Origin of the sequence: Streptomyces sp. NBC_00086, assembly GCF_026343255.1 — a bacterium.
In the GTDB taxonomy this organism is placed as follows: domain Bacteria; phylum Actinomycetota; class Actinomycetes; order Streptomycetales; family Streptomycetaceae; genus Streptomyces.
In genome coordinates this window covers 5,659,958-5,676,263 of sequence record NZ_JAPELZ010000001.1, presented here as the reverse complement: position 1 = coordinate 5,676,263, position 16,306 = coordinate 5,659,958, and the positions used below count along the sequence as shown (strand labels likewise).

15 protein-coding genes are annotated in these 16,306 nt (G+C 73.5%); 7 read left to right on the top strand and 8 right to left on the bottom strand.

Features of this window, described 5'->3' with window-relative positions; all coding sequences use genetic code 11:
* Positions 1–80: 80 nt before the first annotated feature.
* Together OG276_RS25515 and OG276_RS25510 are read left to right on the top strand one after the other, a co-directional pair.
* On the top strand, positions 81–644 hold the full coding sequence (locus OG276_RS25515; protein ID WP_266909027.1) for a hypothetical protein: 564 nt from the start codon (positions 81–83) through the stop codon (positions 642–644).
* Positions 645–780: 136 nt separating this feature from the next.
* Positions 781–1,413, top strand: coding sequence for a class F sortase (locus OG276_RS25510; protein WP_266909026.1), 633 nt, complete (start codon positions 781–783; stop codon positions 1,411–1,413).
* 27 nt (positions 1,414–1,440) lie between these two features.
* Here OG276_RS25510 and OG276_RS25505 read toward each other — a convergent pair whose 3' ends face one another.
* The gene (locus tag OG276_RS25505) at positions 1,441–2,031 is read right to left on the bottom strand and encodes a helix-turn-helix domain-containing protein (RefSeq protein ID WP_266909025.1); all 591 of its coding nucleotides are present in this window, start codon (positions 2,029–2,031) and stop codon (positions 1,441–1,443) included.
* Between the two features lie 114 nt (positions 2,032–2,145).
* Between OG276_RS25505 and OG276_RS25500 the strand changes: the two genes are divergently transcribed.
* Positions 2,146–3,564 (top strand): MFS transporter, encoded by a 1,419-nt coding sequence (locus OG276_RS25500; RefSeq protein ID WP_266909024.1) that lies wholly within the window; start codon positions 2,146–2,148, stop codon positions 3,562–3,564.
* Between the two features lie 16 nt (positions 3,565–3,580).
* Here OG276_RS25500 and OG276_RS25495 read toward each other — a convergent pair whose 3' ends face one another.
* From OG276_RS25495 to OG276_RS25480, 4 genes are all read right to left on the bottom strand, one after another.
* On the bottom strand, positions 3,581–4,093 hold the full coding sequence (locus tag OG276_RS25495; protein WP_266909023.1) for a hypothetical protein: 513 nt from the start codon (positions 4,091–4,093) through the stop codon (positions 3,581–3,583).
* Positions 4,090–5,082: a class I SAM-dependent methyltransferase gene (locus OG276_RS25490; protein ID WP_266909022.1), complete on the bottom strand. Its 993-nt coding sequence runs from the start codon at positions 5,080–5,082 to the stop codon at positions 4,090–4,092. Before OG276_RS25490 ends, OG276_RS25495 begins: the two co-directional genes overlap by 4 nt.
* Before the next feature lie 49 nt (positions 5,083–5,131).
* A complete protein-coding gene (locus OG276_RS25485; protein WP_266909021.1) occupies positions 5,132–5,908 on the bottom strand; it encodes a TSUP family transporter in 777 nt (258 codons plus the stop codon).
* 689 nt (positions 5,909–6,597) lie between these two features.
* Complete coding sequence (locus tag OG276_RS25480; RefSeq protein ID WP_266909020.1) at positions 6,598–7,899, bottom strand: ferredoxin reductase family protein; 1,302 nt, start codon at positions 7,897–7,899, stop codon at positions 6,598–6,600.
* A gap of 166 nt (positions 7,900–8,065) precedes the next feature.
* Between OG276_RS25480 and OG276_RS25475 the strand changes: the two genes are divergently transcribed.
* From OG276_RS25475 to nirD, 3 genes are all read left to right on the top strand, one after another.
* Positions 8,066–9,427: an NAD(P)/FAD-dependent oxidoreductase gene (locus OG276_RS25475; protein ID WP_266909019.1), complete on the top strand. Its 1,362-nt coding sequence runs from the start codon at positions 8,066–8,068 to the stop codon at positions 9,425–9,427.
* A 98-nt stretch (positions 9,428–9,525) separates the two neighbouring features.
* Positions 9,526–12,015 carry a nitrite reductase large subunit NirB gene (nirB, locus tag OG276_RS25470; protein WP_266913101.1) on the top strand — a complete coding sequence of 830 codons (2,490 nt, stop codon included), beginning with the start codon at positions 9,526–9,528 and terminating at the stop codon, positions 12,013–12,015.
* Positions 12,012–12,347: a nitrite reductase small subunit NirD gene (nirD, locus tag OG276_RS25465; RefSeq protein ID WP_266909018.1), complete on the top strand. Its 336-nt coding sequence runs from the start codon at positions 12,012–12,014 to the stop codon at positions 12,345–12,347. Before nirB ends, nirD begins: the two co-directional genes overlap by 4 nt.
* A gap of 3 nt (positions 12,348–12,350) precedes the next feature.
* Here the strand turns inward: nirD and OG276_RS25460 are convergent, their stop codons facing one another.
* Both OG276_RS25460 and OG276_RS25455 read right to left on the bottom strand, forming a co-directional pair.
* Positions 12,351–12,758 (bottom strand): VOC family protein, encoded by a 408-nt coding sequence (locus OG276_RS25460; protein WP_266909017.1) that lies wholly within the window; start codon positions 12,756–12,758, stop codon positions 12,351–12,353.
* A 123-nt stretch (positions 12,759–12,881) separates the two neighbouring features.
* Positions 12,882–13,346: a group III truncated hemoglobin gene (locus tag OG276_RS25455; protein WP_266909016.1), complete on the bottom strand. Its 465-nt coding sequence runs from the start codon at positions 13,344–13,346 to the stop codon at positions 12,882–12,884.
* Positions 13,347–13,603: 257 nt separating this feature from the next.
* Here OG276_RS25455 and OG276_RS25450 point away from each other — a divergent pair, with 257 nt between their 5' ends.
* The gene (locus OG276_RS25450) at positions 13,604–14,764 is read left to right on the top strand and encodes an alkaline phosphatase PhoX (RefSeq protein ID WP_266909015.1); all 1,161 of its coding nucleotides are present in this window, start codon (positions 13,604–13,606) and stop codon (positions 14,762–14,764) included.
* Between the two features lie 139 nt (positions 14,765–14,903).
* Here OG276_RS25450 and OG276_RS25445 read toward each other — a convergent pair whose 3' ends face one another.
* The gene (locus tag OG276_RS25445; protein ID WP_266909014.1) at positions 14,904–15,992 is read right to left on the bottom strand and encodes a helix-turn-helix domain-containing protein; all 1,089 of its coding nucleotides are present in this window, start codon (positions 15,990–15,992) and stop codon (positions 14,904–14,906) included.
* Positions 15,993–16,306 lie beyond the last annotated feature (314 nt).

Genomic DNA, 16,306 nt, shown 5'->3' with positions numbered 1-16,306 from the left:
CTGACACCACATCAGCAGGCGCCCGCCCCGACTCCCGGGTTACCTCGGAAACACGACCCCGTGTCCACAGGAGACCCCCCATGCGCCGACGCACCGCCCACGTGCTCACCGCCACCGCGCTGACCGCCGCCGCGTTCACCGGCCCGGTCGCCGGCGCGGTCGCCGCCGCGGACCTGGGCATGTCGGGCTTCGGCACGGCGGGCTTCGCGCCCGGCGACTTCGCCCCGCTGGAGGTGTGGCCGAAGTCCGCCGCACCCGGCACCACCGTCACGGTGAACACGAAGGCCTGCGGCCCGGGCAGTCACGCCGAGGGCGACGCCTCCACCGTCGGGGGCGGCCGCTTCAAGCTGACTCCGGGCACCCACAAGGAGGTGGTCGTGGGACAATTCCAGGTCGCCCACGGAACCCGCCCCGGCACCCACTCGATCGGCGCCACCTGCGCGAACGGCAAGTTCGCCACCGGCGACCTGATCGTCACCGAGCACGACCGGGCCCCCCAGGGCCACGTGCGCACCGGGGTGGGCGGTGGCACGACCACCACCACCGACCCCGCCAAGATCGCGGCGGGAGCGGCAGTGCTGGCCGCAACCGCCGTCGGCGGTACCTGGTTCCTGCGTCGCCGGGCGAGCGGCACGCGGAACTGACGGACGCCCACCGCGGCTCCGGCCGCGGTCCGACCGGTACCGTCCCCCGTCGCCCGCCCCGCGAGGTCCCCCCCGTTCGCGGGGCCGGGCGACGGCCAGTCAAAACGTCACCACGTCACCAAGCCGAGGGGGCCGCATGGAGGCAGAGGCACGCCGCGCCCGCGCCCGCGGCGGCGGGCTCGTCGCACTCGCCGCCTGCATCGGCGTCTGGCTCATCGGCAGCGGCTCCGGCGAGCCCGTCCGGCCCCCGCTGCCCTCCCCCGGTGAGGCGCTGAGCGCCCAGGCCCGGTTCCCCGCGGCCATCGCCGCGCTCCCCGGATCGCCGCCCACCCGGATCCGGATCCCGTCCATCCGGGTGGACGCCCCGCTCACCGGGCTGGGGCTGCAGGCGGACGGCAGTCTCGAAGTGCCGCCGCCCGCCCGCCGGGACCTGGCGGGGTGGTACCGCGAGGGCACCACCCCGGGCGCCACCGGCACGGCCGTCGTCGCCGGGCACGTGGACGACGCGTCCGGGCCCGCGGTCTTCTACCACCTCGGCGCCCTGCGCCGGGGGGCCCAGATCGAGATCGCCCGCGCCGACGGACGTACGGCCGTGTTCACCGTCCACGCGGTGGAGGTCTACGACGCCAAGGCCTTCCCCGATTCCCGCGTGTACGGGTCGTCACCGCGTGCCGAGCTCCGCGTCATCACCTGCGGCGGGGGCTTCTCCCAGCGCACCGGCTACCAGGGCAACGTGGTCGTCTTCGCCCACCTGACCGGTACGTATTGAACGCACGGGCGGGCAGGGTCCAGTGCCCTAGCCGGTGCGGACGACGGCTTGGTCGCCATGGGGTCCGAACAGGTGCAGGATCTCCACCACCTCGCCTTCGGCGGGGCCGAACCAGTGGGGTTCACCGGTGTCGAACTCCGCGACCTCCCCGGGGCGCAGGGTGAGGCTCCGCTCGCCGATGACGAGGTGGAGCTCGCCGGCGAGCACGTAGAGCCACTCGTAGCCGGTGTGGGTCACCAGTTTCGGTTCCCGGTACGCGAGCACCTGCTTGAAGACCTGGACGCGGCCCGGGTACTGCGTCAGGGGGACCAGGACGCTCCCGTGGTCCCGGCGGCGGGGCCGCAGGTGGACGCGCTCGTCACCGGTGACCGGGGCGGCCACGAGCTGGTCCAGGGCCACGCGGTGGGTCCGCGCGAGGGGGATGAGCAGTTCGAGGGTCGGCCGCCGTTTGCCCGACTCCAGGCGGGAGAGCGTGCTCACGGAGATCCCGGTGGCCTCGGAGAGGGCCTCCAGGGTGAGGCCGCGCTCGCGCCGCAGCGCCCGTAGCCGCGGTCCGATGGCGTCGAGGGTCCGCTCGAGTTCGGCGTGTTCGGCGTCCCTGCTCATGTCCGTGGCCATGGGGCCATTTTGCGGTACCGGCAAATTTCCTGGGCCGCGGCCGCCACGCGGTCGGAGCATGGGCCGACATCCGAAGCCGGCGGCCGACAGACCGCCTGGACAGAAGGCGGACCCATGACCACGACGATCCCGGCCGGGACGGCAGCGGGGCCCGGGCCCGCCCTCGGCGCGCGCCGCCGGTGGACGGTACTGGCCGTCTGCGCGCTGAGCATGTTCCTCATCGGAGTGGACACCACCATCGTCAACGTGGGTCTGCCCGCGATCGGACGGGGCCTGGAGGTGGGCACCCGCGGTCTGGAATGGGTCGTGGACGCCTACACCGTGGTCCTGGCCAGCCTCCTCATCGCCTCCGGCGCCCTCGCGGACCGGTTCGGACGCCGTCGCGTGTTCCGGTGCGGGCTGGTCGTCTTCGGTCTCGCCTCCGTCGCCTGCGCCCTGGCGCCCTCGCTCGGCTTCCTCGTCGCGGCGCGGGCCGTCCAGGGGATCGGGGCCTCGATGCTGAGCCCGGTGGCCCTGGCGATCGTGGTCAACGCGATGCCCGATCCGCGGGAGCGGGCCCGGGCCATCGGCCTGTGGGCTTCCGTCTTCGGGCTCAGCATGGCCGCGGGCCCGGTCGTCGGCGGGGCCCTCATCGCCGCCTTCGGCTGGCGGTCGGTGTTCTGGATCAACGCCCCGGTGGTCGTCGGCGCGCTCGTCCTGGTCGCGTTGTTCGTGCCGGAGTCCCGCGGTCAGCGCGCCCGGCGGCTCGATCTGCCCGGCCAGCTGCTCCTCACGACCGCCCTGTGCGTCTCGGTCGGCGTCCTGATCGAGGGCCCCCGCATCGGCTGGGCCTCCCCCACGGCTCTGACCTGCTACGCCGTCGTCACGGCGGCCGCGACGGCCTTCGTCCGGGTCGAGCTCCGCCGGCCCGAGCCCCTGATCGACCCCCGGCTGTTCCGGCGGCCGCCCTTCGCCTCGGCGGTACTGGGCGCGGTGGCGGTGTTCACCGCGCTGAGCGTGAGCCTGCTGCTCACCACCCTGTATCTGCAGAACGCCCGCGGCTGGACCCCGCTCGCGGCCGGTGCGGCGACCCTGCCCATGGCGCTCGGGGCCACCGTGTGCGCTCCGTGGTCCGGCAGCCTGACGGGGCGACTCGGGCCGCGGCGTCCGCTCCTGCTCGCGGGCGGCTTCACCGCGGCGGGCGGGCTCTGCCTCGTGGACCTGGGCCCGGACACGGGCGTGCCGCTGCTCCTGCTGGCCCACCTGCTCATCGGCATCGGGTTCGGCTTCGCCAACGCCCCGCTCACCCACACCGCGGTCGGCGGCCTGTCGCCGTCCCGCGCCGGTGTGGCCGGAGCCGTCACCTCCACCGCCCGCCAGGTCGGATCGGCGGTCGGCATAGCCGTCGCGGGGGCCCTGGCCGCGGGCGCCGGCCCGGACGGCCTCGCCCGGGCGTCCCGGCCGGGCTGGCTGCTCGTGACGTGCTGCGGACTGTTCCTCATCGTGGTGGCCCGGGCCTCCGGGGCCCGGCAGGACCCGAAAGAGAGGGCCTAGGCGTCCTACGACGGGCCTAGACCGGAAACGCGTACCAGCGGCGGTGGACGTACGGCTCCACGCACAGGACCGCGGCCCCCGCCACGACTCCCACCAGGAGCGAGGTCCAGCCGCCCCCGGCGACGAGCGCACCGGCGCAGGCCCCGGCCACGACCAGCGGACGGGCCAGGGTCAGCGGGCCGAGCCCGACGACCATGGAGAGCGTGCTGGCCCGGTACGGCAGGGCGAAGTAGGCGGCGAGCGAGAGCCCGACGGCGAGGGCGTAGGCCCCGATCGGGACGAGGAAGCCGGTCCCGCCGTCGGCGAGGACCCCGTACGCCCGGTCGGTGTCCTCGGCGAGCAACAGGACGGCGCCGGCCGTGAGGGCGGGGGCGAGCAGCAGGACGGCGCCGACCGCCAGCCCGCGCAGGGAGGCGCGCAGGACGGCACGGTGCTTGCGGATCCGGGCGTCGCGGCCGGCGTAGGCGCGGAAGCCGCTGAACGCCGCGTCGACGAGGCCGAGGGCGGCGAGCGGCAGGACCGGGTTCATCGCCCGGCCCCTGAGGCGGCCCCGGAGGCGGACCAGGACGCGGCGTCGTGCCTCGGCGGTCCGCCGCGGGTCAGGTGCTCCGCGCCCACGAGCCGCCGGGAGGAACGCCCGAGGGCCTGGCGCAGCGGGTCCTCCAGGTAGGGGCGGATGCCGAGGACCGGGCGCAGGGTGGTGCAGAAGGGGTTGGACAGGCCCTTGGGCTCGTAGAGCAGCGGCCGGATGCCCGGTACGGTCGCGGCGCGCAGCAGGGTTTCGTCCGAGTGGGCGCGCCGGGCGGAGACGACCCCGTCGTGGCGGCCGAGCGGATGACGCATCCGGGCGCGGTGGAACATCCAGGCGCCCACGGGCGCCAGCCGGGTGGCGGCGATGTCGAAGTGGCAGAAGGCGAGCGCCTGGGAGTCGGCCTGCGCCTCGAAGAACTCGGCGAGCGCCGGCCCGCGGAAGTGGTGGAGCACCCCGGTGGAGACGTAGACGGTGGCGATCTCCGGGAGGTCGAAGGCGTTGCCGTGGACGAACCGGCAGTCGAGTCCCTCGGCGCGGGCCAGCCGGTCCGCCTCGGCGACGAGGGCGGCGTCGAGGTCGACGCCGATCAGCTCGACGTTCGGGCCGAGGGCGCCGGTGGACGCCAGCCAGCGGACGAGGTAGCCGAGACCGGATCCGATGTCGACCAGGCGGAACCGGCCGCGGCGGCCCGCGATCTCGCGGATGGCCTCGAACAGCGGGTCCAGTACGTGCACCAGCCGTTCCCCGATGCGCAGTTCCTCGCTGAGCCGCTGCAGCTCGGTGTGGACCCCGATCATCAGCCGGTCCACGGCGAGCGGGTCGAGCACGTCGTCCGGGCCGGCCGGCAGCCCGGCGACGATCCGGGCCGCACGCGGATCCCCCGCCTCGTCGAGCCGGCGGACCACATCACCCCGGCGCACCGGCATCCGCGCTCCGCTGAGCGGATCGGTGACGGTGATCAGGTCGGATATCTCAAGGTGGGGCACACCCGCAACTTTATCCCCCGGCCGCGGTCCGGCCCGTGCGCGTGCCGGGTCAGCCCCACTGTTCGAAACCCAGCTTCAGCACCAGGCCGCCGACGACCGTCAGGAGCACTCCGCGGACGAATCCGCTGCCCTTCTTCAGTGCCATCCGGGCGCCGATCATGCCGCCGGCCAGGTTGAACACGGCCATCAGGGCGGCCAGTTGCCACAGCACCATGCCCTGGTACGCGAACATCGCGAGCGCTCCGCCGTTGGTGCAGACGTTGACGATCTTCGCCGTGGCGGAGGCGGTGACCAGGTCGAGGTGGAGCAGGGCCGTCAGGGCCAGCACGAGGAAGGTGCCGGTGCCGGGGCCGATCAGCCCGTCGTAGAAGCCGATGCCGAGACCGGCCAGGGCGATGGTGAGCAGGACGCGCCGGCGGCTGACGGCGGCGGCTCCGGGAGCGACGCCGAAGCCGGGGCGGAAGAGGACGAAAGCCGCGACGACCACCAGGACCACCATGATCAGCGGGCGCAGCGCGTCCTTGCTGATGCCGCCGGCCAGGGCGGCCCCGCCCATCGAGCCGACGAGCGCGGCCAGGCCGATGCGGACGGCGAGCTTCACGTCCACCGAGGTCTTGCGCAGGTACGACACTGCCGCGCCGGAGGTCCCCACGATGGCGACGGCCTTGTTGGTGCCGAGGACGGTGGCGGGATGGGCGTGGGGCAGGCCCAGCAGCAGGGCGGGCAGGAGCAGCAGGCCGCCGCCGCCCACGACGGCGTCGATCCAGCCGGCCGCGGCGGCGGCCACGCACAGCATGATGATCATGGTTGTCGATATGTCAGGCACGGCCCGACCTTATGGAGCGGTTGGGTGCAGTGGCCATCAATCCCCGGAAACTTGCGCAAAGGTTGAGCTTCGCCCGGCCGGAGCCCGGTCCGGGGCCGCGGGAGCCGAGGGATCCACCACCGCCGTCAGCACGCTCGCCGCCAGCACACTGGCCAACCCGAGCCCCGCCGCCAACCGCCGGGCGGGCGGTACGGCCCCGAGCACGTCCAGCACCACCCGCACCGGTGAGACCCGCGGCCGACGATGCCGGGCCGCAGCCACGGCCACGAACGGCGGCCCCTTCGGCCGCTCCGGCACCCAAAGCCCGGGTCTAGGCCCGGGCGCAGCCAAACCCAGCCCGTCCGGCGCTTGGGAACCGGGCCAGGGGCCGAGGCCAGGCGCAACCAAACCCAGCCCGTCCGGCGCTTGAGAACCGGGGCCGGGGCCGGGCCAGGGGCCGAGGCCGGCCGCAGCCAAATCCAGCCCGTCCGGCGTTTGAGGACCGGGGTCCGGGGCGGAGCCCCGGCTGGGGGTCCCCCCGGACGGAGTCTGGGGGATGGGCGAAGGGCGGGTAGGGGACGAGCCCCGCGCAGCGGCCAGGGACACGGGCAGGGTGACGTGCAACGGGTGACGCACGGAGCGGCGACCTCTCGGGTGCGGGCGCGGGCGCAGGGGCGGAAACGGGGGCGGGGCCGGAATCAGGCGCGGGCTCAGAAGCCAAAGCACTCGGCGTGGATCCGCCCCGCCGGCACCCCCGCCCGCAACAGCGCCGACTGCGTGGCGTCCGCCATCCCCGGCGGCCCGCACAGGTACACGTCGTGCTCGGCCAGCTCCGGGACCAGCTCGGCCAGCGCCTGCGGAGCCAGCGGGTCGAAGGCGGCGCCCGACGGCCCGAGCAGGTAGTGCAGCCCGGCCTGCCGTTCGGCGGCGATGGCCTCCAGTTCGGAGCGCAGCACAAGGTGCTCCTCTGCGCCCGCCCGGTAGAGCAGGGTGATGTCCCCCGGCCCGCCGGGCAGGGTCTCGAACAGGGCCCGCATCGGGGTGATCCCGACCCCGCCGGCGATCAGCAGCACCTTGGCCCGGGTCCGCCGGGCGGCGGTGAGCGCCCCGAAGGGGCCGGTGGCCAGCACCCGGGTGCCGGGGCGCAGCCTGCGGATCCGGCGGGAGTGGCCGCCGAGGGCCTTCACGGTGATGCGCAGGGTGTTCCCGCGGACCGGCGCCGACAGCGAGAACGGCAGCGCGGTGTGCCACAGCCGCCGCTGGAGGAACCGCCAGCGCAGGAACTGCCCCGGCTCCGCGCGCAGCTCCGCGAGGTGCTCCCCGTAGACGAGGACGGAGACCACTCCGGGCCCCTCCGTTCGGACCTCGGCGACGCGCAGCGCGTGCCGCAGGGCCTGCCGTACGGGGACCACGGCGCGGTACCAGACCAGCAGGACGGCGACCACCGCGTGCGCGAGGGCCCAGAACCAGGCGACGGGGGCCAGGTCGGGCCCGGCGAGCTGGTGTCCGAAGGCGAGGGCGGCGGCGAGGTACACCAGCAGGTGGACGCCCCGCCAGGTTTCGTGGCTGACCCGGCGGCGTACGGAGCGGGCGGAGGTGATGCCGACGGCGACCAGGAGGACGGTCCCGGCCGCCGCGGCGGCCAGAGCCGGGTAGCCGAGCAGCTCCCGGACCGCCGAGAGCACGTCGACCCCCTCGTGCACGGCGTAGCCGCAGAGCGCGAAGGCCGCGTGCCCGAAACAGAGGAGCAGGACGTGGCGGCCGCCCAGCGCGTGCCAGCGGGCGAGCCGGGCCGCGCCCACCCCGTGCTCGACGGCGGGGACCCGGGCCATGAGGAACAGCAGGACGAGCACCCCGTACCCGGCGAGCAGGCCGGACAGGTGCGCGGCGGTGGCGAACAGCGCGTCGAGCCGGGCCGAGGGCCGCACCTGGGCGGCCCACAGCAGGGCCACGGTCCCCGCCCCGCCGAGCATCCCGCCCTTGACCCGAACCGCCATGTCTCGCTCTCGCATACGGCCACGCTACGGGCGCTCCGGCGGGCTCCCCGGCCCTCCCGTGATCCTTAAGGCGGCCTTGAGGAACGCCTCACGGACGCTTAACCCGCACGCTGAGGTCGGCGTTCCGTCGGGGAAACAACGGCGATGCCGTGGGGAAACAGCGGCCGCGCACTCTCGTGTCATGACCTCGGAACAGCAACGCGTGGTGGTGATCGGCGGCGGCCTCGCCGGCCTGCGGCTCGCCGCCCGGCTGGGCGGGGACGTCCGCGTCCTCGGTGAGGAGGCGCACGCCCCCTACAACCGGGTCCTCCTCGCGGAGGTCCTGGCCGGCCGGTACGCGCCGGAGGTGACGGCCCTCCCGGCCCCCGGCCCGGCGCTGCGCCGCGGCGTGCGGGCGGTACGGATCGACCGCGCGGAGCAGGTGGTGCACTGCGACGACGGCACGGTCGAGCCGTACGGCACCCTCGTCCTGGCCACGGGGTCGAACCCGGTGCTCCCTCCCCTGCGCGGCCTCTTCGAACCCGAAGGGCGGGAACTCCCCGCCGGGGTCCACGCGTTCCGCACCATGGACGACTGCCTGGCCCTGTCGGCGGCCGTACGTCCCGGGGTGCGCGCGGTGGTGATCGGCGGCGGCCTCCTCGGCGTCTCGGCGGCCCGCGCGCTGGCCGAGCGGGGCGCGCAGGTGGTCCTGGCGCAGCAGGGCGAGCGCCTGATGGAACGCCAACTCGACGCGGAAGCCTCGGAACTCCTGCGCACCCACCTGACAGACCTGGGCGTGGAGATCCACACGGAATGCCGCGTCCGCGGCCTGGCAACGACCACGGACCAGCCGCACCCTGCTGACGGCGTCAGCCGAGATCCAGCCCCTCGGGCGTTCGAGGAGCGGGTCCGGGCAGAGCCCGCAACGCCCCGCAGGGTCGCCGACCCCGCCCCGGGCCACCGCAAGGTCACCGGTGTCGACCTCGCCGTCGGCTACCGCCTGGACGCCGACATCGTCGTCCTCGCCTGCGGGGTCCGCCCCCGCACGGGCCTCGCCCAGGCCGCCGGCCTCGACGTCCGCAAGGGCATCCTCGTCGACGACGAGCTCCGCACCAGCGACCCCCGCATCCACGCCGTCGGCGACTGCGCCGAGCACGAGGGCCGGGTGTACGGCCTGGCCGGCCCCGCCCTCGAACAGGCCGACGCCCTCGCCGGAGTCCTGCTCGGAACCGGCAAGGGACTTGACCAGGACCCCGCCTACAACGGGACCCGCGCCCTGACCCGCCTCACCCTGACCGCCGGCGGCGACCGGCCCCTCGACCTCGCCGCCTTCGGCGAGACCACCCCGCTCCCCGGCGACGACGTGGTCCGGCTCACCGACGCCACCCGCCGCACCTACCGCAAGGTCGTCGTCCGCGGCGACCGCCTCGTCGGCGGGGTCCTGCTCGGCGAACTCTCCAGCGTGGGCGCCCTCGCCCGCAGCTGGGAGGACGGCGCCCCCCTCACCGACCAGCACGGTCTGATCGACCTGCACCACCTGCTCACCGACGACGGAGGCTCCTGATCATGGCCGCAGCCACGCCCACGCCCGCCCCGGGCACCGCCCAGGCCACCACCCAGGCCCCCGGAACCCGCCCCGCCCTCGTGCTCATCGGCCACGGCATGGTCGGCCAGCGGTACCTGGAGGCGCTCGCCGAACTCGGCGCCACCGCCACGCACCGGATCACCGTGCTCTGCGAGGAGCCTCGGCCCGCCTACGACCGCGTGCACCTGACCTCGTACTTCTCCGGCAGCACCCCCGAGGACCTCTCCCTCACCCCGGCCTCCTTCATGGAGGAGCACGGGATCGCCCTGCACCTCGACGACCCGGCCGAGAGCATCGACCGCGAAGCCCGCACCGTCACGTCCCGCACGGGGCAGGTGTTCCCGTACGACGTGCTCGTGCTCGCGACCGGCAGCTACCCCTTCGTGCCGCCCGTCCCCGGCAAGGACGCCCCGGGCTGTTTCGTGTACCGCACCATCGAGGACCTCCTCGCGATCGAGGAGTACGCCAAGACCCGCACCACCGGCGCCGTGGTCGGCGGCGGCCTGCTCGGGCTGGAGGCCGCCGGCGCGCTCAAGGGCCTCGGACTCGCCACCCGCGTCGTGGAGTTCGCGCCCCGGCTGATGCCCGTCCAGGTCGACGAGGGCGGCGGCGCGGCCCTGCTGCGCACCATCGAGAACATGGGGCTGACCGTCCACACGGGCGTCGGCACCCAGGAGGTGCTCACCAGCGAGGACGGCTCGGTCAGCGGCATGAAGCTGTCCGACGGTTCCAGCGTCGACACGGACCTGGTCGTCTTCTCCGCCGGCGTCCGGCCCCGCGACCAGCTCGCCCGCGAGAGCGGCCTGACCGTCGGCGAACGCGGCGGCATCTCCGTCGACGCCCGCTGCCGCACCTCCGACCCGCACGTCTACGCCATCGGCGAGTGCGCGCTCGCCTCCGACGGCCGCGTCTACGGGCTGGTCGCCCCCGGCTACGAGATGGCGGAGACGGCCGCGGCCGACCTGCTGGGCCGCGAGAAGGAGTTCACCGGCGCCGACCTCTCCACCAAGCTCAAGCTCCTCGGCGTGGACGTGGCCTCCTTCGGCGACGCCCACGGAGCCACCGCCGGCAGTCTCGACGTCGTCTACTCCGACTCCCGCTCGGGCGTCTACAAGAAGGTGGTCGTCTCCGCCGAAGGAGTCCTGCTCGGCGGCGTCCTGGTCGGCGACGCCGACTCCTACGGCCTGCTGCGCCCGCTCACCGGCTCCGTACCGCCCGTCACCCCCGAGCAGCTGGTGCTGCCCGCCGGCGCCGGCGCACCCGTCGCGCTCGGCCCGGCCTCGCTCCCGGACGGCGCGGTGATCTGCTCCTGCCACAACGTCACCAAGAAGGCGATCACCGCCCACACCACGGTGCCCGAGGTCAAGAAGTGCACCAAGGCGGGCACCGGCTGCGGAAGCTGCCTCAAGGTGATCGGCCAGCTGATGCCGCCGGCCGCCGACAAGGGGCTCTGCGACTGCTTCCCCTTCACCCGCGCCGAGCTCTACGAGATCGTCCGCACCCTGCGCGTGACCTCGTACGAGAAGCTCCTCGACAGCCACGGCCGCGAGGAGGCGCGCGGCGGCGAGGGCTGCGAGGTCTGCAAGCCCACCGTCGGTTCGATCATCGCCTCGCTCGCCCCCACCCTCGGAGCGAGCGGCTACGTCCTGGACGGGGAGCAGGCCGCCCTCCAGGACACCAACGACCACTTCCTGGCCAACATGCAGCGCAACGGCTCGTACTCGGTCGTGCCGCGCATTCCCGGCGGCGAGATCACCCCCGACAAGCTCATCGTGATCGGTGAGGTCGCCCGCGACTTCGGCCTCTACACGAAGATCACCGGCGGGCAGCGCATCGACCTCTTCGGCGCCGCCCTCGACGACCTCCCCCGCATCTGGGCCCGGCTCGTCGAGGCCGGATTCGAGTCCGGGCACGCGTACGGCAAGGCCCTGCGGACGGTGAAGTCCTGCGTGGGCCAGACCTGGTGCCGCTACGGGGTCCAGGACTCCGTACGGATGGCCATCGACCTGGAGCTGCGCTACCGCGGCCTGCGCGCCCCGCACAAGCTCAAGTCGGCGGTGTCCGGCTGCGCCCGCGAGTGCGCGGAGGCGCAGAGCAAGGACTTCGGGATCATCGCGACGGCGAGCGGCTGGAACCTCTACGTCGGCGGCAACGGCGGGGCCACCCCGCGCCACGCAGACCTCCTCGCCCAGGACCTGTCCGACGCCGAACTGGTGCGGCTCATCGACCGGTTCCTGATGTTCTACATCCGCACCGCCGACCGGCTGGAGCGGACCTCCACCTGGCTGGACCGGCTGGAGGGCGGCCTGGAGCACCTGCGGGACGTGATCGTGCGCGATTCGCTCGGGCTGTGCGCGGAGCTGGAATCGCTGATGGCCGACCACGTGGCGCACTACCGCGACGAATGGGCCGAGACCCTGGACGACCCGGAGCGGCTGCGCCGGTTCGTGTCCTTCGTCAACGCCCCCGGCGCACCCGACCCGAGCGTGAAGTTCGTCCCCGAACGCGGTCAGGTCAAGCCCGACCTGACCGTGCTGACCCTGGAGCCCCTGGGAGGCACCCGATGACCGTGGAACTGCAGGTGGCGGAGGGATGGCTCACCGTGTGCGAGCTGTCGGCGCTGACCCCCGGGCGCGGGGTGGCGGCGCTGCTGCCCGACGGGAGCCAGGCCGCCGTGTTCGTCGACCGCGCGGGACGCCCGTACGCGATCGGCAACCGGGACCCCTTCACCGGGGCGCAGGTGCTCTCGCGCGGGCTGGTCGGCTCGGCCGCCGGGCGGGCCTTCGTGGCCTCGCCGCTGCTCAAGCAGCGCTTCGACCTGGAGTCGGGGCACTGCCTGGACGACGCGGAGGTGGCGGTCCGGACGTACCCGGTGCGGACCGCCGCGACCTCCGTCTGAGGCTCAGCCCTCGACGATCGACGGGTCCATCCACATGATCTCCCAGGTGTGGCCGGAGAGGTCGTCGAAGGCGCGGCCGTACATGACCCCGTGGTCCTGTGCGGGACGGGGCTCGGTGGCGCCCGCCGCCAGGGCCCCGTCGACGAGCTCGTCGACGGCGTCGCGGCTCTCGGCGCTCAGACACAGCAGCACCTCGGAGGTCTTGGTCGCGTCCGCGATGTCCTTGTGGGTGAAGTCCTTGTACCGGGCCTCGGTCAGGAACATGGCCACGATCGAGTCGGTGATGGGCATCGAGGCGCAGTTCTCGTCGGTGAACTGGGCGTTGAAGCCGTAACCGAGCTTGCCCCAGAAGGTCTTGGTGGCCTCCAGGTCCTTGACCGGCAGGTTGACGAAGATCATGGTGGAGGACATGGGGGTCTCTCTTCTCTCGGCGTGTTCCGTTGCTTTCGAGAGGTAGACCGCGGGCCCCCGGGGAACTCATCGCTCCCGGCGAAGTTTTTTCGACGTTTCTTCGGCGCGCTACGAACGTGCAGGTCAGGCCGTCATCGAGCGCAGCCTCAGGGCCGCCAGCGGTACGAAGCCCAGCCCGTCGGCGCTCTCCAGGGAGGCATCGGCGCCGGCCAGCCGCTTGTGCAGGGTCAGCGCGATCCGCTCGCCCTGGGCCTTGGCCCGCTCCGCGTTCGGCCCCCGGTGCAGTCCGTCGATCGTGGCCCGCCACAGCTGCACCCAGCGGCCGAAGTCCTCGGCGGTCATCTCGCGGGCCGACTGGAGCGCCGCGTGCGGGGCGAAGGCGTTGCGCCGGTAGTCGGCGCTGCGGAAGAGGGACCGCTCCCAGAAGTCGGTGATCCTGGGCAGGTGCACGTCGAGGTCGGTACCGGCGATCTCGGTGAAGAAGGGCCCGATCCGCGGGTCGGCGAAGGCCGCCGTGTAGAAGCGGCGCAGCACGACGTCGAGGTCGGCGCGGCCGGTGATGTCGGCGTCGGCGGCATGGGGGGTCATCACTCCACCATCCTCCCGCACCGGCCTCCTCCCCAGGGCAGAAAGTCCCGCATTACGCCGTCCCGCCCCCTGTCTGCTGCCGCTCCGATTCCAGGCCCGCCCGATTCGCCCGGCCCTCCGGGAGGATTGACCTCGTGCCGGTCGCTCCCGTGTCATATGGAATTGACGTCACGTCAACTCGACGGTTCTAAGTTCCTCGACGCGTGCGTGACTCCTCGCCCGACCGGGCGCGGAGCTCTCCTCCCACAGGAGTGACCGTGGAACGTCGTACCTTCCTTCGCGGGGCCGTCATCGGCTCCTCCGCCGCCGCCTTCGGCGGCACGCTGATGCACGGCGCGGCCTACGCGGCTCCCGCCCAGCCCGGCGCCGGACCCTACGGGGCGCTCGGTGCAGCCGACGCCAACGGCATCATGCTGCCCGCCGGCTTCAGCAGCCGGGTCATCGCCCGCTCCGGCCAGACCGTCGCCGGCACCTCGTACACCTGGCACAGCGCCCCCGACGGCGGTGCCTGTTTCGCCGACGGCACGGGCTGGATCTACGTGTCGAACTCGGAGATCAACCCCTCCGGCGGTGCGAGCGCGGTGAAGTTCAACTCCTCGGGCACCGTCACCGGCGCCTACCGGATCCTCTCCAACACCCGCCAGAACTGCGCGGGCGGCAAGACCCCGTGGAACACCTGGCTGTCCTGCGAGGAGGTCAGCCTCGGCTACGTCTACGAGACCGACCCGTACGGGGTCAACGCCTCCGTGCAGCGCCCCGCGATGGGCCGCTTCAAGCACGAGGCGGCCGCCGCCGACCCGGTGCGCCAGGTCATCTACCTCACCGAGGACGAGACCAGCGGCTGCTTCTACCGCTTCATCCCCACCACCTGGGGCAACCTCTCCTCCGGCACCCTCCAGGTCCTCAAGGCCGGCACCGCCACCTCCGGCTCCTTCACCTGGGCCAACGTCCCGGACCCGGACGGCTCGCCGACCACCACGCGCACCCAGGTCTCGGGCTCGAAGAAGTTCAACGGCGGCGAGGGCTGCCACTACGCCAACGACACGGTCTGGTTCACCACCAAGGGCGACAACCGGGTCTGGCAGCTCAACCTCGCGAACAGCACCTACGAGCTCGCCTACGACGACTCCCTGGTCCCCGGCGGCAACGCCCCCCTGACGGGCGTCGACAACGTCACGGGTTCCTCGTACGGCGACCTGTACATCGCCGAGGACGGCGGCAACCTGGAGATCTGCGTCATCACCCCGGACGACATCGTCGCCCCCTTCCTCCGGGTCACCGGCCAGTCCTCCTCGGAGATCACCGGCCCCGCCTTCTCCCCCGCCGGCAACCGCCTCTACTTCAGCAGCCAGCGCGGCACGAGCGGCAGCTCGACGGGCGGCATCACGTACGAGGTCACGGGCCCCTTCCGCACCTGACCGACCCACCGGCCGAGCCCAACTCCAGCCCCCCGGCGTTTGAGGCTCGGGGGTCGGGGGGCGGAGCCCCCGGCAACGGCGCCGCACGGCACCACCGGCCGCACCCCGACGGGTCACGAACCCGCCGGGGTGCGGCGCGTCACGACACCACGGCCCCACCCTTCAGCAGCGCAGCGCCAAGCGGCGTCACCGTGTGCAGCACCGCGTTGCCCCGCCGCAGCGTGGTGACCAGCCCGGCCTCCCGCATCACCCCCGCGTGCTGGCTCGCGGAGGCCAGCGAGACCCCGGCCCGCCGCGCCAGCTCGCTCGTGGTGGCCCCGTCGCCGATGGCCTGGAGCACCACCGACCGGGTGTGCCCGACGAGCTTGCCCAGGGTGTGCTGGCGGTGCCGGCGCCGCTCCTCCGCCGGCCGCGCCGCATCGCCGCCGGCGGCCTGCGCCGAGGCCAGCTCGGCCGCCGCCGGATACACCAGCACGGGCGGCAGCTCCGGATCGTGCAGGGTCACCGCCGTGCGCCGGCAGAAGAAGGAGGGCTGGAGCAGCAGCCCGCGCCCCCGCAGCCGTACGTCCCGGTCCACGGGGTAGTCGCACTCCAGCACCGGCGCCCGCCACCGCAGCATCGGCGGCAGCGAGGCCAGCAGCTCGTCCGCTCCCCCGTCGAGCAGCGCCCGCCCCCGCGCGGCCCGCTCGGCCTCGATCTGTGCCTGGATGTGGCTCCAGTACGGCTCCACGGCCGCCCGGTGGTACCGGCGCAGCTCCTCCATCAGCCGGGGCAGGTGCGCGGTGTCCCCTTCCATGAAGTCCCGCAGCCGCCTGGGGACCAGGACCTCGGAGCCCCGGTACGCGCCCCCGTCGGCCGCCGCCGGCATCCCGAAGGCCGCGGCCATGCCGGAGCCGCTCTCCACGCCCCTGCCGAGCAGCGTGAGCTCGCGCCGCAGCCGCTCGGGGCGGATCCCGCGCAGTGCGTCGAGGCCCACGTCCCACCCGTACTGCCCCTCCACGGGGGTCAGGAAATCGGGGAAATACCCGCGGCTCGGTATCAGCGCACCGAGAAGTCGTGTTTCACCATTCAACCTGGTGCGTGTTTCCGCACGCCAATCGCCGAAGAGCCGGGTATCCCGCCGGTCCCGTAAGCGGTGAAAACTCAGAATCGTTTCCCACAACGCATCCGGACGCCCTGCCATCCTTACGCGCGCGAGGTCCACTCCAGTGAAATGGATACGCAGCACCCGAACCCCCACCTGTGCAACCGCAATCCCCCCGCCCCTTGAGTATGCACGCCGTCACACGTGGTCACCATGGCCTTTCAGCCACAGTTGAAACCCCTTTCGGCGGAGGTGTGACAACCGAAATCCTGTACTCCGCCGGGCACACTCCGGCGCGACCGAAACGCTCCGCGAAGGCCGTGGGGGGCTTTGCGGGGCCTGGCGGTCGGTCGCACCGGGAAGCGCCGACGTGTCCGGCGGATTGGCGACAGGCGGTGGACGGGTGGGGATCCGTCCACCGCCTGTTGCCGTTAAGGCATCTGGAACAACATTGAACG